Annotated in this window: 18 protein-coding genes and 1 pseudogene; 13 read left to right on the forward strand and 6 right to left on the reverse strand. The window is 71.6% G+C overall.

Annotated elements, in window-relative coordinates; genetic code table 11:
* The first annotated feature begins 138 nt into the window (after nt 1-138).
* Together ACWD1U_RS09775 and ACWD1U_RS09780 are read left to right on the forward strand one after the other, a co-directional pair.
* The gene (locus ACWD1U_RS09775; protein WP_451106028.1) at nt 139-1,143 is read left to right on the forward strand and encodes a Gfo/Idh/MocA family protein; all 1,005 of its coding nucleotides are present in this window, start codon (nt 139-141) and stop codon (nt 1,141-1,143) included.
* A pseudogene (locus tag ACWD1U_RS09780) lies at nt 1,140-1,486 on the forward strand (Gfo/Idh/MocA family oxidoreductase); the annotation flags it as partial. The gene ACWD1U_RS09775 and the pseudogene ACWD1U_RS09780, both read left to right, overlap by 4 nt.
* A 195-nt stretch (nt 1,487-1,681) precedes the next feature.
* Here the strand turns inward: ACWD1U_RS09780 and ACWD1U_RS09785 are convergent.
* Genes ACWD1U_RS09785 through ACWD1U_RS09805 form a run of 5 tightly spaced genes read right to left on the reverse strand, consistent with a single transcriptional unit; the run spans nt 1,682 to nt 6,636 of the window.
* Nucleotides 1,682-2,701, reverse strand: a complete 1,020-nt coding sequence (locus tag ACWD1U_RS09785; RefSeq protein ID WP_451106030.1) for a Gfo/Idh/MocA family protein — start codon at nt 2,699-2,701, stop codon at nt 1,682-1,684.
* An 18-nt stretch (nt 2,702-2,719) separates the two neighbouring features.
* Entirely contained in the window at nt 2,720-3,622 is a 903-nt protein-coding gene (locus ACWD1U_RS09790; RefSeq protein ID WP_451106032.1) for a sugar phosphate isomerase/epimerase family protein, read from the reverse strand.
* A 1-nt stretch (nt 3,623) separates the two neighbouring features.
* A complete protein-coding gene (locus ACWD1U_RS09795) occupies nt 3,624-4,535 on the reverse strand; it encodes an ATP-binding cassette domain-containing protein (protein WP_451106034.1) in 912 nt (303 codons plus the stop codon).
* 5 nt (nt 4,536-4,540) lie between these two features.
* Nucleotides 4,541-5,617, reverse strand: coding sequence for an ABC transporter permease (locus ACWD1U_RS09800; RefSeq protein ID WP_451106035.1), 1,077 nt, complete (start codon nt 5,615-5,617; stop codon nt 4,541-4,543).
* On the reverse strand, nt 5,617-6,636 hold the full coding sequence (locus ACWD1U_RS09805) for a sugar ABC transporter substrate-binding protein (RefSeq protein WP_451106036.1): 1,020 nt from the start codon (nt 6,634-6,636) through the stop codon (nt 5,617-5,619). The genes ACWD1U_RS09800 and ACWD1U_RS09805 overlap by 1 nt, the downstream gene beginning before the upstream one ends.
* A 323-nt stretch (nt 6,637-6,959) precedes the next feature.
* Here ACWD1U_RS09805 and iolC point away from each other — a divergent pair, with 323 nt between their 5' ends.
* From iolC to ACWD1U_RS09845, 8 genes are all read left to right on the forward strand, one after another.
* Nucleotides 6,960-7,937 carry a 5-dehydro-2-deoxygluconokinase gene (gene iolC, locus ACWD1U_RS09810; RefSeq protein WP_451106038.1) on the forward strand — a complete coding sequence of 326 codons (978 nt, stop codon included), beginning with the start codon at nt 6,960-6,962 and terminating at the stop codon, nt 7,935-7,937.
* Between the two features lie 12 nt (nt 7,938-7,949).
* Nucleotides 7,950-8,828: a Cgl0159 family (beta/alpha)8-fold protein gene (locus tag ACWD1U_RS09815; RefSeq protein ID WP_451106039.1), complete on the forward strand. Its 879-nt coding sequence runs from the start codon at nt 7,950-7,952 to the stop codon at nt 8,826-8,828.
* A 75-nt stretch (nt 8,829-8,903) separates the two neighbouring features.
* Nucleotides 8,904-9,797: a 5-deoxy-glucuronate isomerase gene (iolB, locus tag ACWD1U_RS09820; protein WP_451106041.1), complete on the forward strand. Its 894-nt coding sequence runs from the start codon at nt 8,904-8,906 to the stop codon at nt 9,795-9,797.
* Entirely contained in the window at nt 9,794-11,668 is a 1,875-nt protein-coding gene (gene iolD / locus ACWD1U_RS09825; RefSeq protein ID WP_451106043.1) for a 3D-(3,5/4)-trihydroxycyclohexane-1,2-dione acylhydrolase (decyclizing), read from the forward strand. Before iolB ends, iolD begins: the two co-directional genes overlap by 4 nt.
* Nucleotides 11,669-11,711: 43 nt before the next feature.
* On the forward strand, nt 11,712-13,205 hold the full coding sequence (locus ACWD1U_RS09830) for a CoA-acylating methylmalonate-semialdehyde dehydrogenase (RefSeq protein WP_451106044.1): 1,494 nt from the start codon (nt 11,712-11,714) through the stop codon (nt 13,203-13,205).
* A 21-nt stretch (nt 13,206-13,226) separates the two neighbouring features.
* On the forward strand, nt 13,227-14,012 hold the full coding sequence (locus ACWD1U_RS09835; RefSeq protein ID WP_451106045.1) for a GntR family transcriptional regulator: 786 nt from the start codon (nt 13,227-13,229) through the stop codon (nt 14,010-14,012).
* Nucleotides 14,013-14,091: 79 nt separating this feature from the next.
* Nucleotides 14,092-15,192, forward strand: a complete 1,101-nt coding sequence (gene galE, locus ACWD1U_RS09840) for a UDP-glucose 4-epimerase GalE (RefSeq protein WP_451106047.1) — start codon at nt 14,092-14,094, stop codon at nt 15,190-15,192.
* 47 nt (nt 15,193-15,239) lie between these two features.
* Complete coding sequence (locus tag ACWD1U_RS09845; RefSeq protein ID WP_451106415.1) at nt 15,240-18,350, forward strand: putative bifunctional diguanylate cyclase/phosphodiesterase; 3,111 nt, start codon at nt 15,240-15,242, stop codon at nt 18,348-18,350.
* An 11-nt stretch (nt 18,351-18,361) separates the two neighbouring features.
* Here ACWD1U_RS09845 and ACWD1U_RS09850 read toward each other — a convergent pair whose 3' ends face one another.
* Entirely contained in the window at nt 18,362-20,173 is a 1,812-nt protein-coding gene (locus ACWD1U_RS09850) for a glycoside hydrolase family 15 protein (protein WP_451106049.1), read from the reverse strand.
* A 191-nt stretch (nt 20,174-20,364) separates the two neighbouring features.
* On the opposite strand from ACWD1U_RS09850, the gene ACWD1U_RS09855 reads away from it, so the two are divergent.
* From ACWD1U_RS09855 to ACWD1U_RS09865, 3 genes are read left to right on the forward strand one after another with little or no spacing between them, the layout of a single operon-like run.
* A complete protein-coding gene (locus ACWD1U_RS09855; protein WP_451106051.1) occupies nt 20,365-21,192 on the forward strand; it encodes a glycosyltransferase family 2 protein in 828 nt (275 codons plus the stop codon).
* On the forward strand, nt 21,189-22,475 hold the full coding sequence (locus ACWD1U_RS09860) for a glycosyltransferase (protein WP_451106053.1): 1,287 nt from the start codon (nt 21,189-21,191) through the stop codon (nt 22,473-22,475). Before ACWD1U_RS09855 ends, ACWD1U_RS09860 begins: the two co-directional genes overlap by 4 nt.
* 15 nt (nt 22,476-22,490) lie before the next feature.
* Nucleotides 22,491-23,834 carry a lipopolysaccharide biosynthesis protein gene (locus ACWD1U_RS09865; protein WP_451106055.1) on the forward strand — a complete coding sequence of 448 codons (1,344 nt, stop codon included), beginning with the start codon at nt 22,491-22,493 and terminating at the stop codon, nt 23,832-23,834.
* Nucleotides 23,835-23,844 lie beyond the last annotated feature (10 nt).

Below are 23,844 nucleotides of genomic sequence, written 5' to 3' on the forward strand. Positions count from 1 at the left end.
GATTCGCCGCGCTGTGCCGTCCGTCGTGTGCGGCGCCGTTGGTGGCTGGTCGCGCCCACGCGTCGGAGCCACATGTCAACACAGCCCCGCGCCCCTGAGGGGACGCACCCCACCCCCTGCGACAAGGAGCAACACCCCATGCGTATCGGAATTCTCGGTCTCGGCCGTATCGGTGCCTTCCACGCCGAGACCCTCTCCGGGCTCGACGTCGTCGAGTCCCTCGTCGTGACCGACCCGTTCGCGGACGCCGCCAAGGCCGCCGCCGAGCGGTTCGGGGCCGAGGTGGTGGACTCGCCGGAGGCCCTGCTGGCCGCGGGTGTGGACGGCATCGTCGTCGCGGCCGCCACGGATGCGCACCCCGCGCTGATTCTGGCCGGCGTCGAGGCCGGGGTGCCCGTCTTCTGCGAGAAGCCCGTCGCCAGGACCATGAGTGAGGGCGTCGAGGTGCTGAAGTCCGTCCAGGGCAAGGACGTGCCGATCCAGATCGGCTACAACCGCCGCTTCGACACCGGTTTCGTCAACGCCCGCGCCGCCGTGCGGAGCGGCGAGCTCGGCACGCTGCACACGGTCCGCTCGACCACGCTGGACCCGGCGCCACCGCCGGCCGCGTACATCGCCGCCTCCGGCGGCATCTTCCGCGACTGCTCGGTGCACGACTTCGACATCATCCGCTGGGTGACCGGCCGTGAGGTGACCGAGGTGTACGCCGTCGGCGGCAACAGGGGCGCAGACTTCATCAAGGAGGCGGGCGACGCCGACACCACCGGCGCGATCCTCACCCTCGACGACGGCACGATCGCGGTGGTGTCCAACTCCCGCCACAACGCCCGGGGTTATGACGTCCGTATGGAGATCCACGGCTTCACGGACTCCATCGCCGTCGGCCTGGAGGACAAGCTGCCGCTGCGCTCGGTCGAGCCGGGCGTGACCTTCCCCGCCGGCACCCCGCACGACTTCTTCATGGACCGCTTCACCGAGGCCTACCGCGCCGAACTGACCGCGTTCACCGAGGTCGTCGCCGGTACCCGCCCCTCGCCCTGCACGATCGAGGACGCCCTGGAGGCGGGCTGGATCGCCGACGCGTGCACCCTGTCGCTGCACGAGCACCGCCCCGTGACCGTCGAGGAGGTACGGCAGGCGTGAGGGGAGAGGGTCGGGAACCGCCGGCATCGGTGTGCCGGGAGCCGCACGCGGCACCGAACGCTCGCTGATCGACTCGGCCCGGGCGACCGGCCACCGCCTCGTCGCGGTGGCCGCCCGCGACCGCTCCCGCGCCGAGGCGTTCGCCGCCGAGCACGGCGTGGAGCGCATCGCGGGCTCGAACGCCGAGCTGGTGGCCGCCCCCGAGATCGACCACGTCATCAACCCGCTCGCCAACGGCCTGCACCCGTGGAAACCGGCCGCCCTCGCGGCGGGCGAACACGTGCTGTCGAAGAAGCCGTCGGCGAGCGACGCCCAGGGGGCGGCGGAGGTACGGCGGGCCGCCAAGGCGCCGGAGTGCCCTGGTAGCGGAGCTACCTGGGCATTTCGGCAACGCGGCGAGGCGCGGTGCCAGGCCGCGTGACCCGGGCGGGCACAGTGCAAGGACCCCTAAGGCGGGGTACGACGGGGCGACGTGTCTCCACAGCGCGAGTCCCGCGCGGCTGCGAGGACTCTGCGGCCCGGGCCAGACCATGGCCCCTCACCCGTAGAGCGCCGGCCTCTCCACGAGCTCGACCTCCACCCGTCTCCCCTCTTTCAGCGCCCGGACCCCCGCCTCGCAGACCGCCGCCGCCGCATAGCCGTCCCAGGTGCTCGGGCCGGTGGCCTCGCCGCGGCGGACGGCGTCGACCCAGGTCTGGATCTCGCGGTCGTAGGCCGTCTCGAAGCGCTCGGTCCAGTCCTGGGCGATGGTTCCGCCCCAGCGGCCGGCCATGTGGGTGACCAGGGCATGGCCGTCGCCGACGCGGGCGGTGCCGCGTTCGCAGACCACCTCGGCCTGGACCTGGTAGCCGAAGCCGCAGTTGACGAAGATCTCGACATCGCTGAGTGCGCCGCCGTCGGTCTCGAAGACGACGAACTGGGGGTCCTGCAGATCGTCCGGGGCGCCGGCGGACGGGGTCGGTCGCAGCACCGTGACCGCCGTGATCTCGTGGCCCAGCAGCCAGCGGGTCGCGTCCGCCTCGTGGGCGACGGAGTCACTGATGAGCATGGAGCTGGTGAAGAAGGGCGGGCCGGCGACGTTGCGGTGCCGGTTGTGCAGCATGAGCGGGCGGCCCAGCCGGCCCGTCGCCAGCAGGGCCTTCAGCTCCGCGTACTCGGGGTCGTAACGGCGCATGAAACCGACCTGGACCCGGCGGTGGCCGAGGCGCAGTTCGGCTTCGAGGACGCGCAGGGCGGAGGCCGCGTCCGGGGTGAGCGGCTTCTCGCACAGGACGGGCAGGTCGCGCTCGAAGGCGGCGAGCAGCGTGGCCTCGTGGGCCGGGCCCGGGGAGGCGATCAGGACGGCGTCGACGTCGGCCGCCGCCAGCGCGGCGGCCGGGTCGGTGTGGGCGGTGCAGCCGTCGACGCGGGCGGCGGCGGCCTCCGCGCGCTCCGCGTCGACGTCAGCGACGGCGACCACCCGTGCTCCGCTGGTGACTTCGTGGATGCGGCGCACATGGTCCGCGCCCATCCTTCCGGTACCGATGACTGCGATTCCGAGTGGGGCGCGCTCGGTCATGGCCCACCTTTCGGGTCCTCAGGCGCCGCAGGACCTCAGGAACTTCCGCGTGCGCACCGCGATCGGCAGCGGCTTGTCCGGCTCGCAGGGGTACATGTCCTGCTCGACGATGGCGAACAGGTCCACGCCCAGTTTCTGCGCCGCCGTGAGGACCGGGCCCAACTCGGGTACGCCGGCGGGCGGTTCGCACATCACGCCGCGCTGCACGGCCGGGCCGAACGGGATCTCGTTCTTGACCACGTCGGCGAGGATCTCCGGGTCGACCTGCTTGAGGTGCAGGTAGCCGATGCGCTCGCCGTACGTCTCGATCAGCTTGACGCTGTCGCCGCCGCAGTAGGCGTAGTGGCCGGTGTCCAGGCAGAGGTTGACGACGTCGGAGTCGGTCGAGTCGAGGAACTGCTCGACGTGCTCCTCGGTGTCGATGTGGGTGTCGGCGTGCGGGTGGACGACGATGTCCAGACCGTACGTGTCCTTCACCTCACGGCCGAGGCGCTCCATGCCCGTGGTGAGGTTGCGCCACTGCTCGCCGGTCAGCTCCGGCGGCTCCAGGATCTCGGCGGTCTTGTCGTCCCGCCAGAACGACGGGATGACCACCAGGTGCTTGGCGTCCATCGCCTGCGTGAGGGCGGCGACCCGGCTGACCTGCTCCCAGGTGGAGTCCCACTCGGAAGGGCCGCGGTGCAGTCCGCAGAAGATCGTGCCGGCGGAGACCTTCAGGTTCCGCTTGGTCACCTCGTCGGTGAGCCGGGCCGGGTCCGTCGGCAGGTAGCCGTACGGACCGAGTTCTATCCACGAGTACCCGGCCTCGGCGACCTCGTCGAGGAAGCGTTCCCAGGGCACCTGCTGGGGGTCGTCGGGGAACCAGACACCCCAGGAGTCGGGGGCGGAGCCGACCCGGATCCGGTCGAGCGCAGAGGCCATGTCAGGACTTTCCTTCCGAAGACGTGGCTACGGGAGCGGTGAGGTCCCCCTCCTCGGGGAGCCCCTCGACGTCGACGCCGCGGACCTGCGCCAACTCGTGCTTGAGGGAGGCCAGTTCGGCACCGCCGGCCATGTGGTTGGTCAGCTCTTCGAGGCTGACGTCGCTGCGGGCGGCGGACAGTTCCATGGTGCCGAGGCGCAGCACGCTGAAGTGGTCGCCGACCATGTAGGCGTGGTGGGGGTTGTGGGTGATGAAGATGACGCCGAGGCCCTTCTCGCGGGCGGCGGCGATGTACTTCAGCACCACACCGGACTGCTTGACGCCGAGGGCGGCGGTCGGCTCGTCCAGGATGAGGACGCGGGCGCCGAAGTAGACGGCGCGGGCGATGGCGACGCACTGGCGCTGGCCGCCGGAGAGCGTGCCGATGGGCTGCTCCAGATCGTCCAGGACGATGCCCATGTTGCGCAGCTCTTCGTCCGCGGTCTTCTTCATCCCCTCGATGTCGAGACGGCGCACGGGCCAGGGGCCCTTGGTCATCTCGGAGCCGAGGAAGAAGTTGCGCCACACCGGCATCAGCGGCACGACGGCGAGGTCCTGGTAGACCGTGGCGATGCCCTTGTCGAGGGCCTCGCGCGGGGTGGAGAAGCGCACCGGCTCGCCGTCGACGAGGAACTCGCCCTCGGTGTGCTGGTGCAGACCTGAGATGATCTTGATCAGGGTGGACTTGCCGGCGCCGTTGTCGCCGAGGACGCAGGTCACCTTGCGCGGATGGACGGTGAGGTCGACGCCGTGCAGGGCGCGGATGTTGCCGTAGGACTTGCCGGCCCCGCGGAGCTCGACGAGGGGGCGGTCCCCGGCGGGCGGGGTGTCCGTCAGGACGGCACCGTGGGTGCCGGCTTCTTTGCTGGTCATCGCGGTCACCTCCGGGTCGCCGTGCGCTGGACCCACAGATTGATGAGGACGGCGCCGAGGAGCATCACGCCGAGGAAGGCCTTGAACCAGTCGGGGTTCCAGCCGGCGTAGACGATGCCCTGCTGCACCATGCCGAACATGAAGGCGCCGAAGACCGGGCCGATCGCGGAGCCGTAGCCACCGGTCAGCAGGCAGCCGCCGATGACGGCCGCGGCGATGTAGATGAGCTCCTGGCCCACGCCCTCGCCGGACTGCACGGTGTTGAAGGAGAACAGCTGGTGCATGCCGACGAACCAGGCGCCGAAGCCGACCAGCATGAACAGGGAGATCTTGGTGAACGTCACGGGCACACCGACGGCCCGCGCGGAGTGCTTGTTGCCGCCGACGGCGAAGATCCAGTTGCCGTACTTCGTGCGCAGCAGCACCCACGTGGCCAGGGCCGCGAAGACCAGCCACCACACCACGGTGATCTTCACCTGGACCCCGCCGACGTCGAACGTCGAGGCGAAGAGTTTCTGCGCCTGGGTGAAGCCGTCCATGTCGCTGATGTCGTCGGTGGCGACGTTGCCGGTGACCAGCTTGGTCACCGCGAGGTTCACGCCCTGGAGGATCAGGAAGGTGCCCAGGGTGACCAGGAAGCTCGGAAGGCCGGTCCTGACCAGCAGCCAGCCGTTGAAGGCGCCGATCGCGAGCGAAACGAGCAGGGCGACGATCACACCGACCCAGACGTTCATGGTCAGCTGGTAGCTGAGCATGGACGCGGTCAGCGCCGAGGTGATCACGGCGACACCGGCGGACAGGTCGAACTCGCCGCCGATCATCAGCAGGGCCACGGGCAGCGCCATGATCCCGATGGTCGACGACTGGTACAGGATGTTCGCCATCGAGCTGCCGTCGCGCACCGGCGGCGCGGCGAACAGGAAGAACACGAGCACGGCGACGGCGCCGAGGAAGACGCCGACCTCGGGCCGGGCGAGCAGCCGCAGCGCCAGCGGGCGCTGCCGCGTCCGGCCGTCCGACTGCTTCTGGCCGGGGGCCGGCGGTGTTCCCACCGCCGGCGTGGCCTGCTGGGTCATGCTCATCACCGGGTGCCCTTCGCGGCGAACTCCCCGATCTTGTCAACGTTGGACTTGTCGACGAAGGCCGGGCCGGTCAGCACGGGCTGCTCGCCACCGCCGCTGTAGTTGCCGTTGTTCTTGTAGAGCCACAGGCCGTCGACGGCCAGGTAGCCCTGCAGGTAGGGCTGCTGATCGACGGCGAACTGGATGTCGCCGGCCTTGATGGACTTGATCAGGTCCTTGTTGAGGTCGAAGGTGGCGACCTTCGCCTTGCTGCCGGCATCGGCGACCGACTGCACCGCGGTCAGCGCGAAGGGGGCGCCGAGGGTGACGACGTAGTCGATGGACGGGTCCTGCTTCAGCTTGGCGGTGATCGTCGACTTCACGGACGGCATGTCGGTGCCGTTGACGTTCTGCGGGTCGACCTTGCCGTCGAAGGTCTTGGCGACGCCGTCGCAGCGCTGGGTGAGGCCGACGTTGCCCTGCTCCTGCATGACGCACAGGACGTGCTTGGCGCCGACCTCGTTCAGCTTCTTGCCGAAGGCCTCGCCCGCGACGGACTCGTCCTGGCCGAAGAACTCCAGCAGGTTGAGCTTCTTCCAGTCGCTCAGGCCGGAGTTGAGGCCGACGACGGGTATGCCGGCCTGCTCGGCCTTGCCTATGACGCCCTTGAGCGCGTCCGGCTTGGCGAGGGTGACGGCGATGCCGTCGACCTTCTGGTCGATCGCGTTCTGGACCAGGTTGGCCTGGTTGCCCGCGTTCGGGTCGGCGGAGTAGACGAGCTTGATGTTGTCCTTGTCCGCGGCGGCCTGGGCGCCCTTGCGAACGGTGTCCCAGAAGGTGTCGCCGGGCGCCTGGTGGGTGACGAGGGCGACGGTCATGCGCGGCGTGTTCGCCTTGCCGGCGGAGGCGGCCGCGCCGCCTTCCTCGGACTTCTTGCCCCCGGAACTGCTGGAGCAGCCCGCGAGGGTCAGGGCCGCTGCGGCGGCCACGGCGACGACGGGCGCGAACCTGCGGGAGCGGGGGTGAGAAGAGCGGTCCATCTTTCCTGGCACCTCACTGTGCTACTGCGGGGAAAGGGGAGGGGATCACGAAGGGGTCCGTGGTCCCGGAGCCTTACGGAGTTTGGATCATGATGCCGCAAGCCGACTGTTGCGATGGCACGGGATACAAGTCCCTGCCGCGCCCGCTGTCAATACTTTGTTAAGACATCATTTCACGAGCAGGTCCGAATGTAAGTACAAACTATTGACAGCGCCGCCCTCCGGGACCTACACCTGGGAGGCGGCAGGTCCAGTGGATCCACGCCCCCACCGTGTCAGGGCGCCCCGGGACCCGCATCCCCAGCTTCCCGAGGAGGTCGCGCATGGCCGAGCCAGCCCAGTATTTCGATGTGATCACGATGGGACGCATCGGGGTCGACCTCTATCCCCTGCAGACCGGCGTCCCCCTGCCCGAAGTGGAGACCTTCGGGAAGTTCCTGGGAGGTTCGGCGGCCAACGTGGCGGTCGCCGCGGCCCGCCTCGGACGCCGGACGGCGGTGATCACGCGCACCGGCGACGACCCCTTCGGCACATACCTGCACGAAGAACTGAAGGGCTTCGGCGTCGACGACCGCTGGGTCACCCCGGTCGAGGCGTACCCGACACCGATCACCTTCTGCGAGATCTTCCCGCCGGACGACTTCCCGCTGTACTTCTACCGCCGTCCCAAGGCGCCGGACCTGGAGATCCACACCGACGAACTCGACTTCTTCGCGATCCGCGGGGCCCGGATCTTCTGGATCACCGGGACCGGCCTGAGCGAGGAACCCAGCCGTTCCGCCACGCTCGCCGCACTCAAGGCCCGCGACAAGTCGGGCATCACCGTGTTCGACCTCGACTGGCGGCCGATGTTCTGGGCCGACCCCGAGGAGGCCCGCCCGTACTACCGCGAGGCGCTGCGCCACGCCACCGTCGCGGTCGGCAACCTCGACGAGTGCGAGATCGCCACCGGGGTGCGCGAGCCGCAGGCCTGCGCGGAGGCGTTGCTGGCGGCGGGCGTGGAAATGGCCGTCGTCAAGCAGGGCCCCAAGGGCGTGCTGGCCGTGCACCGCGACGGCAGCAGGGCCGAGGTGCCGCCGGTGCCGGTCGAGGTGGTCAACGGCCTGGGTGCGGGCGACGCCTTCGGCGGCTCGCTCTGCCACGGTCTGCTCGCCGGCTGGGACCTGGAGCGGACCATGCGCCATGCCAACGCCGCCGGCGCCCTCGTCGCCTCCCGCCTCGCCTGCTCCTCCGCGATGCCGACCGAGTCCGAGGTCGAGGACCTCCTCGCCGGGGTGCCGTCGTCGAGCCCGAGCCACTGAACGGAGCCTTCCTTGAACATCGGCATCCCCGACCTCACCACGGTCCGAGCCCGCAACCCCGAGGCCGTCGCCGAGGCGGCCGCCCGCCGGGTGCGCCGCCCGCTGATCGGCGACAGCGGCCGGCTGATGATCGTGGCCGCCGACCACCCGGCGCGCGGCGCGCTCGCCGTCGGTGACCGGCGCCTGGCCATGGCCAACCGCGCGGACCTGCTTCAGCGCCTGTGCACCGCGTTGTCGCGGCCCGGCGTCGACGGGGTGCTCGCCACCGCCGACATCCTGGAGGACCTGCTCCTGCTCGGGGTGCTGGAGAACAAGGTCGTCATGGGTTCGATGAACCGCGGGGGTCTCGCCGGCGCCGCGTTCGAGATGGACGACCGCTTCACCGGCCACCGCGCCGAGGACATCGCCCGGCTCCGCTTCGACGCGGGCAAGCTCCTGGTCCGCGTGGACTACGACGACCCGGGCTCGCTGACCACTCTGGAGTCCACCGCGCGGGCGATCGACGCCATGGCGGCCCACCGGCTGCCCCTGTTCGTCGAGCCGTTCATCTCCCGGCGGGCCGGCGGCAAGGTCCGCAACGACCTGTCCGCCGAGGCCGTCACCCGGTCCATAGCCATCGCCTCGGGCCTGGGCGGCACCTCCGCCTACACCTGGCTGAAGCTGCCCGTCACCGACGACCCGGACGACATGGCCGAGGTCCTGGAGACCTCCACGCTGCCCGTCGTGCTGCTCGGCGGCGAGATCGGCGACGACCAGGAGGGCGCCTACGCACGCTGGCGCAAGGCTTTGCGGCTGCCCACCGTCCAGGGCATGGTCGTCGGGCGCTCGCTGCTCTATCCGGCCGAGGGCAGCGTGCAAGAGGCGGTGGACACGGCCGTCGCTCTGCTGTGAATCAGCCTGTCGTGAATCGGCCTGCTGTCTCTCGCTCCGCTGTGACTCGCTCCGCTGTGATCCGAAAGGCACACGATGACGCATCACCTTCCCGCCGGTAAGGCCCTCGGCGGCCCCTACACCGTCGACGTCACGCCCGAGAAGGCCGGCTGGGGGTACTCCAGCCTGCGGATCCTGGAGCTGCCGCCGGGCGGCGCGCACTCCTTCGACACCGGTGACAGCGAGTGGATCGTCGTCCCGCTGAGCGGCGGCTGCACGGTCGCCGCGGCGGACGACTTCGGCCAGGACACCTTCGAACTCGCGGGCCGCGCCGATGTCTTCAGCGGCGTCAGCGACTTCGTCTACGTGCCCCGCGACGCCCGTACGACCGTGACGTCCGCCACCGGCGGACGGTTCGCGCTGACCGGAGCGCGCTGCACCCGCCGGCTGCCCGCCCGCTACGGACCGGCCTCCGAGGTGCCCGTGGAGCTGCGCGGCACCGGGAACTGCTCCCGGCAGGTCAACAACTTCGGCGCGGCCGGGGTCTTCGAGTGCGACAAGCTCATCGCGGTCGAGGTGATCACCCCGGGCGGCAACTGGTCGTCGTTCCCACCGCACAAGCACGACGAGCACCGGCCGGGCGAGGAGTCCGTGCTGGAGGAGATCTACTACTTCGAGTTCGCCGGCCACGAGGGCACGCCCGGCCTCGGCTATCAGCGCGTCACGCCGTCCGGCCCGGGCCGGGACACCGACGTCCTGGCCGAGGTCCGCGACGGCGACGTCGTCCTCATCCCGGACGGCTGGCACGGGCCGTCGATGGCCACGCCCGGCCACCACATGTACTACCTCAACGTCATGGCGGGCCCGGAGGCCGAGCGCGCCTGGCTGATCTGCGACCACCCCGACCACGCCTGGGTCCGCGACACCTGGCCGGACCAGCCGGTCGACCCCCGGCTCCCCCTCTACACCGCCCCGGAGACCCCCGCATGAGCGCCCGCACCCGCCGACTGACGACCGCCCAGGCCCTGGTGCGGTTCCTGTCCGCCCAGTACACCGAGCGGGACGGCGTGCGCCGTCGGCTCATCGCCGGGACCTGGGGCATCTTCGGCCACGGCAACGTGGCGGGCCTCGGCCAGGCCCTTCTGGAGGCGGGCGAGGAGGCCATGCCGTTCCACCAGGGCCGCAACGAGCAGTCGATGGTGCACGCGGCGGTCGGCTACGCCCGGCAGCTGAACCGCCTGTCCGCGCAGGCGGTGACGACCTCGATCGGCCCGGGCGCCACCAACCTGGTCACCGGCGCCGCGCTGGCGACGATCAACCGGCTCCCGGTGCTGCTGCTGCCCGGCGACTACTTCGCCACGCACTGCGCCGACCCGCTGCTCCAGCAGCTGGAGCACCCGGTCGAGGCAGACGTGTCGGTCAACGACACGCTGCGCCCGGTGTCCCGGTACTTCGACCGGATCACCCGGCCCGAGGCGTTGATCCCGTCGGCGCTCCAGGCGATGCGCGTGCTGGCCGACCCGGCCGAGACGGGCGCCGTCACCCTCGCCCTGCCGCAGGACGTGCAGGCGGAGGCGTACGACTGGCCGGAGGAGTTCTTCGCCGAGCGCGTCTGGTACGTGCGGCGTCCCGCGCCCGATCCGGTGGAGCTGACCGCAGCCGTCGAGGCGGTCCGGTCGGCCCGGCGGCCGCTGATCGTGGCGGGCGGCGGCGTCCACCACAGCGAGGCGGAGGAGGCGCTGAAGGCGTTCGTGGAGGCCACCGGCATCCCGGTGGCCTCCACGCAGGCGGGCAAGGGATCACTGCGCCACGACCACCCCGCCGACCTCGGCGGCATCGGCCACACCGGCACGGCGGTCAGCGACGACCTCGCCCGCACCGCCGACCTGGTGATCGGCGTCGGCACCCGCTACACCGACTTCACCACCGCCTCCGGCACCCTCTTCCGGAACCCGGACGTGCGGTTCCTGAACCTCAACATCACCGGCTTCGACGCCCACAAGCTGGCGGCGCGCACGCTGGTCTGCGACGCGAAGTCCGGTCTCGAGAAGCTGCTGGACGCGCTCCGGGGCCACCGGGTGAGCGAGGCGTACGAGGCCGAGTACCGCGCCGGCAAGCAGCGCTGGGACGAGGTCGTCGAGGCCGCCTACCGCGCCGCCGACGAGAACGCGGTCCCGACCCAGACACAGGTGCTCGGCGCGCTGGACGCCACCGTGCGCGACGAGGACGTGGTGATCAACGCGGCCGGCTCGCTCCCCGGCGACCTGCACAAGCTGTGGCGCTCCCGCAGCCCGCGCCAGTACCACCTGGAGTACGGCTACTCCTGCATGGGCTACGAGATCCCGGCCGGCATCGGCGTCCAGCAGGCCGCCCCGGGCACGCCGGTGTGGGCGCTGGTGGGCGACGGCACCTACCTGATGATGCCGACGGAGATCGTCACGGCCGTCCAGGAGGGACTGCCGGTCAACATCGTCCTCATCCAGAACCACGGCTACGCCTCCATCGGCGGACTGTCGCAGGAGACCGGCGGCGAGCGCTTCGGCACCGCCTACCGCTTCCGGGCCGCGGACGGCACCTTCACCGGCGCCCCGCTCCCCGTCGACCTCGCGGCCAACGCCGCGAGCCTGGGCATGGACGTGCTGCGCGCCAAGACCGTGCGCGAACTGCGCGAGGCTCTGGCCGCGGCCCGCGCCTCCGACCGGCCGACGTGCGTCTACGTCGAGACCGACCCGGCCCCGACCGCTCCCCCGGCCGAGGCCTGGTGGGACGTGCCGGTCGCCGAGACCGCCTCCCGCGAGGCCGCCGTCGAGGCCCGCGAGCGCTACGACCGGCAGGTCGCCGGACGCCGTCGCCACATCTGAACTCCCCGCTGACATCAGGCACCACGAAAGGCCCTTGCACCCGATGAAGACCATCACCCACTGGATCGACGGCAAGCCCGTCGAAGGCACCTCCGGCCGGTTCGGCCCTGTCTACAACCCGGCCACCGGCGCCCAGGAGAAGCAGGTCGCGTTCGCCACCGTCGACGAGGTGGACGCCGCCGTCGCCTCCGCCAAGGCCGCCTTCGAGTCCTGGGGGACGTCCTCGCTCGCCAAGCGGACGGCGATCCTGTTCAAGTACCGCGAGCTGCTGGACGCCCACCGCGACGAGATCGCCGAGCTGATCACCGCCGAGCACGGCAAGGTGCACTCCGACGCGCTCGGCGAGGTCGCACGCGGCATGGAGATCGTGGAGCTCGCGTGCGGGATCTCCGTCCAGCTGAAGGGCGAGCTGTCCACCCAGGTCTCCACCCGGGTCGACGTCGCCTCGATCCGCCAGCCGCTCGGTGTCGTCGCCGGCATCACGCCGTTCAACTTCCCCGCCATGGTGCCGATGTGGATGTTCCCGCTGGCCATCGCGTGCGGCAACACCTTCGTGCTGAAGCCTTCCGAGAAGGACCCGTCGGCCTCCTTCAAGCTGGCCGAGCTGGCCGCCGAGGCCGGGCTGCCGGACGGTGTGCTGAACATCGTGCAGGGCGACAAGACGGCCGTGGACCGCCTCCTGGAGCACCCGGACATCGAGGCGGTCTCCTTCGTCGGCTCGACCCCCATCGCCAAGTACATCCAGCTGAAGGCCGTCGAACACGGCAAGCGGGTGCAGGCCCTCGGCGGTGCCAAGAACCACATGCTGGTGCTGCCCGACGCCGACCTGGACCTCGCCGCCGACCAGGCGATCAACGCCGCGTACGGCTCGGCGGGCGAGCGCTGCATGGCCGTGTCGGTGGTCGTGGCGGTCGGTGACACCGGTGACGAACTGGTCGGCAAGATCGCCGAGCGCGCGAAGAACCTGAAGATCGGCCCCGGCGACGACCCGGCGTCCGAGATGGGCCCCCTCATCACACGCGAGCACCGCGACAAGGTCGCCTCGTACGTGGCGAGCGCGGCGGAGCAGGGTGCCGAGGTCGTCGTCGACGGCACGGGCTTCTCGGTGGACGGCCACGAGAACGGCTTCTTCCTCGGCGTCTCCCTGCTGGACCGGGTGCCGCTGACGGCGGACGCCTACCGGGACGAGATCTTCGGCCCGGTGCTGTGCGTGGTCCGCGCGCAGACGTACGAGGAGGCCATCGAGCTGATCAACGACTCCCGCTGGGGCAACGGCACCGCGATCTTCACCCGGGACGGCGGCGCCGCCCGCCGCTTCCAGCTGGAGGTCAAGGCGGGCATGGTCGGCGTCAACGTGCCGATCCCGGTGCCCGTCGGCTACCACTCCTTCGGCGGCTGGAAGGACTCCCTCTTCGGCGACCTGCACATCTACGGCAACGACGGCATCGCTTTCTACACGCAGGGCAAGGTCGTCACAACGCGCTGGCCGGACCCGTCCGACGGGGGCATCAACCTCGGCTTCCCGAGCAACTCCTGACATCGCAAGGGGGGGGCGATCGTGGCGAGGACCGGTGACCGCGCCCGGACCGCGGCCGCTCCGGCGCTCGGATCGCTGGACTTCGCCCTGGACCGGGGCAGTCCCGTGCCGCTGTACCACCAGTTCGCGCAGCAGCTGGAGGCGGCGATCGAGCACGGGGTCCTCACCCCGGGCGACCTGCTGGGCAACGAGGTGGACCTGTCGGTGCGCCTCGGCCTGTCCCGTCCCACCGTCCGCCAGGCCATCCAGTCCCTCGTCGACAAGGGACTGCTGGTCCGGCGGCGCGGGGTGGGCACGCAGGTGGTCCACAGCCAGGTCAAGCGACCGCTGGAACTGAGCAGCCTCTACGACGACCTCGCGGCGGCCGGGCAGGGGCCGACCACGCAGGTCGTGCGCCACGAGACGGTCCCGGCCTCCTGCGACGTGGCGGCCGCTCTCGGCGTGCCCGAGGGCGGTGAGGTCACCGTCCTGGAACGGCTGCGGTGTACACACGGCCGGCCGGTGGCCCTGCTGTGCAACTACCTCCCGGCGTCCCCGCTCGACCTCGACGACGCCCGCCTGGAGTCGACCGGCCTGTACCGGATGATGCGCGCGGCGGGCATCACGCTGCACAGCGCCCGCCAGAGCGTCGGAGCCCGGGCGGCCACCGCCGAGGAGGCGGCCCGCCTGGACGAGCGGGAGGGTGCGGCCCTGCTCACCATGCAGCGCACGGCCTACGACGACACCGGGCGCCCGGTCGAGTACGGCACGCACATCTACCGTGCCTCGCGCTACACCTTCGACTTCCAGTTGCTGGTGAGGCCTTGACCGACCCCCGGAACCGGGTGCAAAGTCGTACATATACACCGTAAACATACGGTGCCGCCCCCGACGCGAGAGTGCTGGCATGGCCCGCAGGAGACAGTCGCCGCCCGTACGAGGAGCCAAGTCCTCGTGGGCACCCTCGACTGTTCTCGTCACCGGCGGGGCCGGTTTCATGGGCAGCCACACCTGCGTGGAACTGCTGGACCACGGCTACGAGGTGATCGTGGTCGACGACTACTCCAACAGCACACCGCAGGTCTTCGCCCGGGTGGAACGGATCGCCGGCCGCTTCGTCGGTGCCGTCTACGAGCTGGACATCCGTGATCGACACGCCCTTTCGGCCGTCTTCGACCGACACTCCGTGGACGCCGTCGTGCACTTTGCCGCGCACAAGGCCGGGGGCTTGTCGACACGGATGCCCGTCGCGTACTACGACACCAACATCGGCGGCACCACCGCCCTGCTGCGGACCATGCACGACCACGGGGTGCACCGGCTTGTCTACGCGTCCTCCTGCTGGATCTACGGCGACGCCGACGGCGGTCCGCTCGACGAGGCCACCCCGGTCCGGCCCGGCACCCCGTACGCGGCCTCGAAATGGATCTGCGAGCAGATCCTCGCGGACGTCTGCCACCGCCATCCCGAGTACACCGTGCTGTGCCTGCGCTACCCCGTTCCGGCCGGTGCCCACCCCAGCGGGCTCCTCGGCGAGGACCCGCCGCACATCCCCGAGAACCTGCTGCCCCGCCTCGCGCAGGTGGCCGTCGGCCGGCGCGAGAAGGTCTCCGTCTACGGCGACGACTACCCGACCCCCGACGGCACCGGGATCCGGGATTATCTGCACGTCATGGACGCCGTCGAGGCGCACCGCGTCGCGCTGGACCATCTGGCCGACTCCCCGGGCATGCAGGTGTACAACCTGGGTGCGGGAGCGGGCAGTTCGGTCCTCGACGTCGTCTCGGCGTTCTCCCGGGCCAGCGGCATGCCGATTCCGTACGACATCGCGCCCCGCCGCCCCGGGGACGTCGCCGAGCTGGTAGCCGACGCCACGGCCGTCGGGCATGCCTGGGGCTGGCGTCCCACCCGGGGTCTCGACGACGTGTGCCGGGACGCCTGGCGCTTCCAACGGCTCAACCCGCACGGCTATGTGGACACCGTGCAGGGGCCGGGGACGAAGGAGTAGCCGCCGTGCCCCCGCCGCCCGGCAGAGGCGGTCCGGCCGGCCGGCTGATGGCCGGCTATCTCACGCTGGCCGCGGTTTTCAGCGTCGTCTACGTGAGCGTCCCAGTGTTGCGCACGCCGGTGTGGGCCCTCGTCGGGACGGCAGGCGCGGCCGCCGTCGTCGCCGGGGTGCGGATCCACCGACCCGCCCACCGCGGGTCGTGGCTGGTCCTCGCCGCGGGGCTGCTGGTCCTCGCCGCGGGCGGCACCTACTACACCGCGCAGGAGGCGTACCTCTCGGCGTCGCCTCCGTTCCCCTCCCCGGCGGACACCTTCTGCCTGCTGATGTACCCCCTGTTCGCCGTGGGCCTGTCCGGTCTGCTGCGCTACCGCTGGACGGGCCGCGACCTGTCCGTCCTGCTCGACTCCCTGGTCATCACCGCGGGGCTCATACTGCCGGTGTGGGTGTACCTGGTGCAGCCGCTGGCCCGCCAGGAGGGACTGACCTGGCAGCAGCGCACGGTCGCCGTCGCCTACCTGCTCGGGGACGTCCTGGTGCTGGCCCTGCTCGCCCGGCTTCTCGCCCGCGGCCCCGGGCACGGCCCCGACCGGTCCGTGCGGCTGCTCGTCCTCGGCGCCCTGGCGCTGCTCGCCTCCGACCTCGCCGACGGCCTCCTGCGGCTCAACGAAACCTGGCAGCCGGACACCCTGCCGGACCTCGGGCGGATCGTGTTCTGCACGGCCTGGGGCCTGGCCGCGCTGCACCCCTCGATGGCGCGGCTGACCGCCCCCGACCCCCAGCCGCAGTCGCTGCTGCCGCCCCGGCGCCGGCTGCTGCTGCTCGCCACCGCGACCCTGATCCCGCCCGCGATCCTCGTCCACGAGGAGAGCGTGGGCCTGGCCTACGACGCGACCCTGCTGGCCGCGTTCTCCGGCGTGCTGTTCCTGCTGGTGATCCTCCGGCTCGCCCTGATGGTCGTCGCGCACCGCCGGGCCATGACGCGGGAGCTGGCCCTGCGCACCGCGGCCGCGTCCCTGGTCGGCGCGTTCTGGCCGGCGGAGATCGAGCGGGCCTGTGGCGAAGCGGTCACCGCCCTGTTCGGGCCGCAGGGCCGGCACGTGACCCTGCTGCTGTCGGCCGGGGAGGCCCAGGACCTGTACGCGCGCCTGGCGCGCTGCCCCGCCTGGGCCGGGGACCCCGGTGCCGCGCGCGACGGGCCCGCCGAGGTGGCCCGGGGCCGCACCCTCATGGTTCCGGTCGAGGCGCTCGGACCCGAGATCGCCGCCCGGCTCGGCGATCTGCCGACCACTCTGCTCTGCCCCATGGTCCAGCCCGAGCGGCCGGCCGGCGGCGAGCTCCCGGGCGCCCTGCTGGCGGCCGGCTCCGAACGGCAGCTCACCGAGATGCGCGGCTCTCTGGAGCTGCTCGCCTCGCACGCGGGGCTCGCGACGGAACGCATCGCGCTGCGCAGGGAAGTCATCCGCAAGGAGAACGAGGCGTACTTCCGCACCCTGGTGCACAACGCCTCGGACGTCATCCTCATCGTCGACGACGACACCACCGTCCGCTACGCCAGCCCGTCCGCGCCGAGCGTGTTCGGCAGCGCCGAACTCACCGGCATCCGGCTCCCGGACCTGGTGGACCCGCGGGAACGGGACCGGGCCGTCCGGACCCTGGCCGCCACGAGCGACCACGGCCCGCAGGAAGCGCACGACAGCTGGCGGGTGCTCCGGGACGCCGACCGCATCGAGGTGGAGGTGCGCTGCCGCGACCTGCGCCGGGACCCGACCGTGGGCGGCCTGGTCGTCACCCTGCGGGACGTGACCGAGCAGCGGCAGCTGGAGCACGAGCTGACCCAGCGGGCCTTCCACGACGCCCTGACCGGCCTGCCCAACCGCACCCTGCTGCTGGAGCGGACCGAACGCGCGCTGCGCCGGGGCCACCGGGAGTCGACGACGACCTGTCTGCTCTTCATCGACCTGGACGACTTCAAGATCGTCAACGACACGCTCGGCCACGCCGTCGGCGACCGGCTGCTGTGCGCCGTGGCCGAGCGCCTGTCGGGGACATTGCGCCGTACCGACACCGCGGCGCGGCTCGGCGGCGACGAGTTCGCCGTGCTGATGGAGGACGCGGAGCAGCCCCTCGACGCCGAAGTGCTGGCCGCCCACGTGGTCCGGACGCTGAGCCGGCCGTTCCACCTGGCGGTGGAGACGGTGAGCGTTTCGGCCAGCGTGGGCGTGGCCACGGCCGAGGACAGCACGAACGCCGGGGATCTCCTGGCACTGGCCGATCTGGCCCTCTACGCGGCCAAGTCGTCCGGCAAGCGCACCTGGCGCCGGTTCCAGCCCCAGCAGCGGACCCGGGTCGTGGAGCGGCACGAGCTGCAGGCGCGACTCGACCAGGCCGTCAGCAAGGAGCAGTTCGACCTGCGCTACCAGCCGGTGGTGGACATCGTGCGCGGCGACGTCGTGGGCTTCGAGGCCCTGGTCCGCTGGCCCGAACTCGGTCCCGATCCGGTCCCGCCGGGGCAGTTCATCCCGCTCGCCGAGGAGACCGGGCACATCTCGGCGCTGGGCGCCTGGGTGCTGCGCAGGGCCACGGCCGACCTCGCCCGGCTCCAGCACCGCACGCCAGGGCTCGGCCTGCCGTACCTCAGCGTCAACGTGTCCGCCAGGCAGTGGCGGGACACGGGCTTCCTGGACGAGGTGTGCACCGCCCTGGGCACCACCGGCCTCGCCCCGGGCACGCTGCAACTGGAACTCACCGAGTCGGTGCTCATGCGGCGGACCCGGCAGATCGACGCGCAGATCCAGGCGCTGAAGGACCGCGGGGTGCGCATCGCGGTCGACGATTTCGGCACCGGGTTCTCCTCGCTGCGCTATCTCCGGGACTTCCCCATCGACGTGCTGAAGATCGACAAGTCGTTCATCGACGGCATCCCGCACGACCCCCAGCAGGTCGCCCTGGTCGAGGGGATCGTCCATCTCGCCGAAACCCTGGGCCTCCAGGTGATCGCCGAGGGCATCGAGGAGCAGCCGCAGCGGGAGCTGCTGGCGGACATCGGGTGCCGGTACGGGCAGGGCTTCCTGTTCGCCCGGCCCTTGACGCTGGAACAGGGTGAAGTCGTGCTGCGGCAGCGGAACAGCGGGCGGCACGCGGCCGACCGAGGGCCGTGATCCCGTCGGCGTCAGCGCCGGCGCGCCCCCGGACCGCGGCGGCTCCGTGCGGACTCCGGTGACAGTCCGAACGCCGTCTCCACCAGCGCGATGTGGCTGAACGCCTTGGGCGCGTTGCCCAGTTGGCGGCCCGCGTCCGGGTCCCACTGCTCGGCCAGCAGACCGACGTCGTTGCGGGTGGCGAGGACCCGTTCGAAGGCCTCCAGAGCCTGCTGCCGGTGCCCCGTGGCGGCGAGGGCGTCTGCGTACCAGAGGGAGCAGGAGACGAAGGTGCCCTCGGCGTCGTCCGCTTCACCGGGCCCGGCGCCCCGCGTGTACCGCCGGAGGAATCCGCCGTGGTCGAGCCGGCTCAGTGCGCGTACGGTGCCGCGCACCCGCTCGTCGTGGGCGGGCAGGAACCCGACCCGGGGGATGAGCAGCGCCGAGGCGTCCAGGCCGGGTGCGCCGTAGGACTGCACGAAGGACCGGTGGGTGGTGTCCCAGCCCTCACGGCAGACCTCCCGGTGCACCTCCTCGCGCATGGCGCGCCACTGCCCGGAGGAGCCGTTGCGCCCGAGCAGCTCGCCCATGCGCACGGCGCGGTCGGCGGCCACCCAGGTCATGACCTTGGAGTGCACGAACTGGCGTCGCCGGCCGCCCACCTGCCACAGGCCCTGGTCCGGTTCGCGCCAGTGCCGCAGCAGGAACCCCATGAGCGACTCGACCAGCTCCCACACATGGGCCGGCATCGGGATCCCGGCGCGCAGCGACAGCCACAGCGTGTCCATGACCTCGCCGTACAGGTCCAGCTGGAAGCAGCTGACGGCCGAGGTGCCGAACCGCACGGGCCGGGAGTCCTCGTAGCCGGGGAGCCAGGGTGCCTCGGTCTCGGGCAGCAGCCGCTGGCCCTTGACGCCGTAGACCGTCTGCAGGTCGGCGGGGTCGCCCGCGATGGCCCGCACCAGCCAGCCCAGCCAGGCCGTGGCCTCCTCCCGGTATCCGCTGCGCAACAGGCAGGACAGGGTCCGACTGGAGTCGCGCAGCCAGCAGAACCGGTAGTCCCAGTTGCTCTCGCCGCCGATGGTTCCGGGCAGCGAGGTGGTGGGGGCGGCGACGATACCGCCCGTGGGGGCGTAGGTGAGGGCCTTGAGGGTGATCAGGGAACGCACCACGGCGTCCCGCCACGGTCCCCGGTAGCGGCACTGGGCGGCCCAGCGTCGCCAGAAGTCGACGGTCTCCTTCAGGGCGGTCTCCGCGGGGACGGACATGGGCGAGGGGGGCGCGGGCCGGTGCGAGGGGGTCCACCCCAGGGTGAGGGCCAGCCGGCGCCCGGCCGTGACGGTGAATTCCCAGACGGTGGCCTCCTCGTCACCCCGGTCCCGCACATGGCCGTCGGCACCGAGCCAGACGGCGTCCGGGCCGGCGACCGCCACGGTGCACTGGCCGACGTCCCGGACCCAGGGGACGACACGGCCCTGGTGGAAGCGGAGCCGCAGTTCGCTGCGCAGGTCCACCGTGCCCGACAGGCCCTCGACGAGGCGGACGATGCACGGCACGTCGGCCCGCGGAGGCATGAGGTCGGTGACGCGTACCGTCCCTGTCGGGGTCTCCCAGACGGAGTCGAGGACCAGCGTGTCGGCGCGGTAGGAGCGGCGCGTGCAGAGGCCGCCGGAGACAGGGGCGAGGCGCCAGTGTCCGTTGTCCTCGGTGCCCAGCAGGGCCGCCAGGCAGGCCGGGGAGTCGAAGCGTGGCAGGCAGAGCCAGTCGACCGACCCGTCCCGGCCGACCATGGCGGCCGTCTCCAGATCGCTGACGAGGGCGTAATCCTCGATGGGTGCATTCATGATCGGGGGCTACGCCGACGTGCACTTTGCCGCTTTCCACCCTACGCCTGACAAGGCGCCCGGCCCAGACCTCCCCGACGGCGGAAGCAGCGCACCTCTTGACGTAACGGACAAAACGCGCAAGATGTACGTATACGCCGTAAACATATGGCGTCTTCCCAGGAAGACGCTCCACCGGAAGACACGGCATCATGAAAAAAACGCATCGCCTGACCGAGCACCCCTCCTTCGTCGCCCAAGCCGACGGCAACGGCTCCGCGCACCCGGACCGGCCCGCGCACCCCCTGCGCCGGGCCGAGGACCGACCCCCGCCGCGGGCCACCGTGAGCCTGGTCGTCCCCGCCCGCAACGAGGCGCGCAACATCCCCTGGGTCTTCGAGCAGATCCCGGACTGCGTCGACGAGGTCATCCTGGTCGACGGGGACTCCGTCGACTGCACGGTGCACATGGCGACCCGGTGCCTGCCGACCGTCCGCCACGTCGGGCAGAGCGGCCCGGGCAAGGGGAACGCCCTGCGCACCGGTTTCGTCTCCGCCACCGGCGACTACATCGTGATGATGGACGCGGACGGCAGCATGCTGCCCGGGGAGATCCCGCACTACCTGCACTTCCTCGACAACGGCTTCGACTTCGTCAAGGGCTCCAGATTCATCGCGGGCGGCGGCTCCCTCGACATCACACGCATCCGGCGGCTCGGCAACCAGGTGCTCCTGGCCGCCGTGAACCACCTCTACGACGCCAAGCTGACGGACCTGTGCTACGGGTTCTGCGCCTTCCGCCGCGACTTCCTCGACGACCTCGACCTGCACTCCTCGGGGTTCGAGATCGAAACCGAGATGATCGCGCACGCCCTGCGTTCGGGCCTGCGCATCGCCGAGGTCCCGAGCCTCGAACTGCCCCGGCGCAGCGGACGTTCCAACCTGCACGCGATCTCGGACGGCCGCCGGGTGCTGCGCACGCTGCTGTCCGAGCGGCCCGGGGCGCGGTCCGCCCCACGGGCCGCGAGGAGTCCGGCATGAGCGTCACCCGGCGTCCGGCGGCCGCCTCCCGCACCCCGGCGCCGCATCCAGGCTCGCCCGAGCCGGCATACGCGCCGGTCGGGGTCGTCGACATGGATCTGACGCGACCGTACGAGTTCCGCCTGCCCGGGGGGCCGGGACCGGTCCGCCCGACGGCGCCGGTGCTGGCCCTGGTGCGGCTGCGCGGCCGTCCCCTGGGGCTGGTCACAGCGGCCGGCGACGAGGGCGACGCGCCCGAGGAGCTGTGGTGGTCGGCGGCCGACACGGCCCGGCGGCGGTTCCTGCTCCCGCGCACGGGAACTCCCGCCCGGGCACCCGTGCTCGCCCCGCCGTCCATCAGCGTGATCATCGCGACGCACGACCGGCCACGGATGCTCCGCGAGTGTCTGGACTCGCTGCTGCGGGTGGACTATCCGCACTTCGAGGTGATCGTCGTGGACAACGCCCCGGCCGACGACACGGCCGAGCGGCTGGTCCGCGACGCGTACGGGGACCGGGTGCGCTACGTCCGGGAGCCGGTGGCGGGCCTGGCCCACGCGCACAACCGCGGCCTGGCCGCCGCCCGGGGCGAGATCGCCGCCTTCACCGACGACGACACCCTGGTCGACCCGGGCTGGCTCGCCGCGATCGCGGCCGGCTTCGCCCAGGATCCAGGAGTCGGCTGCGTCACCGGACTCATCGTCCCGGCCGAACTGGAGACCGCCGCCCAGGCCGCCCTGGAGCACCACGGCGGCTTCGCCAAGGGGTACGCCCCGCGCACCTGGTCCCTGCGCCATCCGCCTGAAGACCCGCTGTTCCCCTTCACGGCCGGGCGCTTCGGCTCCGGCACCAACATGGCTTTCCGCACCTCCGCGCTGCGGGCGCTGGGCGGCTTCGACCCGGCCACGGGCACCGGAACCCCGGCCCACGGCGGCGACGACCTGCTCGCCTTCTTCCGGGTCCTGACGGCCGGTCACACCCTGGCCTACCAGCCGGACGCGATCGTCTGGCACCGCCACCGCCGCACCCAGGACGCCTTGGACGCCCAGGCGTTCGGCTACGGGGCCGGGCTCGGCGCGTACCTCACCGGCGCCCTGGTGCACGAGCCCCGCATGATCCCGGCCCTGCTGCGCAGGCTGCCCCGGGGCGTCCGGTACGCCCTGGCTCAGGCGCACCGCAAGGCGGAGGCGGACACCGCGCGGTCGCGACGGCTCGCCCGCCTGGAACTGCGCGGCCTGCTGTACGGGCCGGTCGGTTATCTGCGCAGCCGCCGCCGCAACCACACCGGCGGCAGCGGGGCCTGAGGAGAGACCGTGCACATGCCCCAGGAGGCAGTCGACAGGCCCGAGGCCACGGACACACCCGGCCGGGGGCGGTCGCTGACCACAGCGGTACGCACCGGCATCGCCCGCGTCCTGCCCAGCGAACCGCTGGTGCGCAACGGCCATCTACTGGCGGTCAGTTCCCTGGTCAACGCCGGAGTCGGCGCGATCTTCTGGCTGTTCGCCACCCACTGGTACGACGACGAGGTCGTGGGCGTGAGCTACTCCGCCCTGTCCGCGTCCCTGCTCCTGGCCAACATCGGCCAGCTCAACCTCAACGACTTCCTGATCCGGTTCCTGCCCTGCTCCGGACGGCAGACCCGCAGACTGCTGCTCACCTGCTACGCGGTGACCGCCTCGTGGAGCGCCCTGGTCTGCCTCGTCTTCGTCCTCCTCGTGCCCGCCCTCTCGCCCGAACTGGCCTTCCTGCGCGACCCCCTGGTCGCCGTGTGGTTCGTGGCTGCGACCGCCGCGTACACCATCTTCGTCCTGCAGGACGGAGCACTGACGGCGATGCGCCGCCCGGGCTGGGTCGTGGCGGAGAACATGGTCTTCGCCTTCACCAAGATCGCGCTGCTCGCCGGTGGTGCCCTGCTGGTCCTGAAGACCGGGATCCTGCTGTCCTGGGCGGGCGGCCTGCTCGTCTCCCTCCTCGTGGCCAACTACCTGCTGCTGCGGCGAGCCGTGCCGCGCCACGAACGGGAGAACCCGGAGGCCGTGCGCCCGCCGCGGCTGCTCAGCTACGCGGCGGCCGACTACACGGGCTCCCTGTTCCGGATGGCCGCCTACACGCTCGTGCCCCTGATGGTGCTGAGCGTCCTCGGGGCGGAGCAGAGCGCCTACTTCTCACTCGCCTGGATCATCGGCTACGTGCTGTTCCTGGTGGTTCGCAACATGGGCAGCTCGCTGGTCGTCGAGGCGGTGCGCCGCCCCGAACGGCTCGCGGAGCAGGGGCTGCGGGTGCTGCGCCACTCCGGGACGATGCTGGCCGCCGGCGTCGCCGTCATCGTCGCCGGGGCCCCTTGGATCCTGCAGTTGTTCGGGCCCGGCTACGCCGAGCACGGCACCACCCCGCTGCGTCTGCTGGCCCTGTCCGCGCTGCCCAACCTGGTGTTCAGCGTGGCCGTGGACGTGCTGCGGGCCCAGCGCCGCATGCGCCTGGTGGTCGGGCTGCAGATCGCCCTGTGCGTGCTGGTGCTGGGCATGGTCCAGCTCCTGCTGCCGGTGTTCGGCGTGACGGGCGCCGGCATCGCCTGGCTGGCAGCCGAGTGCCTGATCGCCGCACCGCTGCTGATCTGGCGGTCCCGCTGGCTGGTACCCGGTTCCGGGAGCACGTCATGACCTCCGGGAG

It is taken from the genome of Streptomyces sp. NPDC002788, from assembly GCF_053592115.1.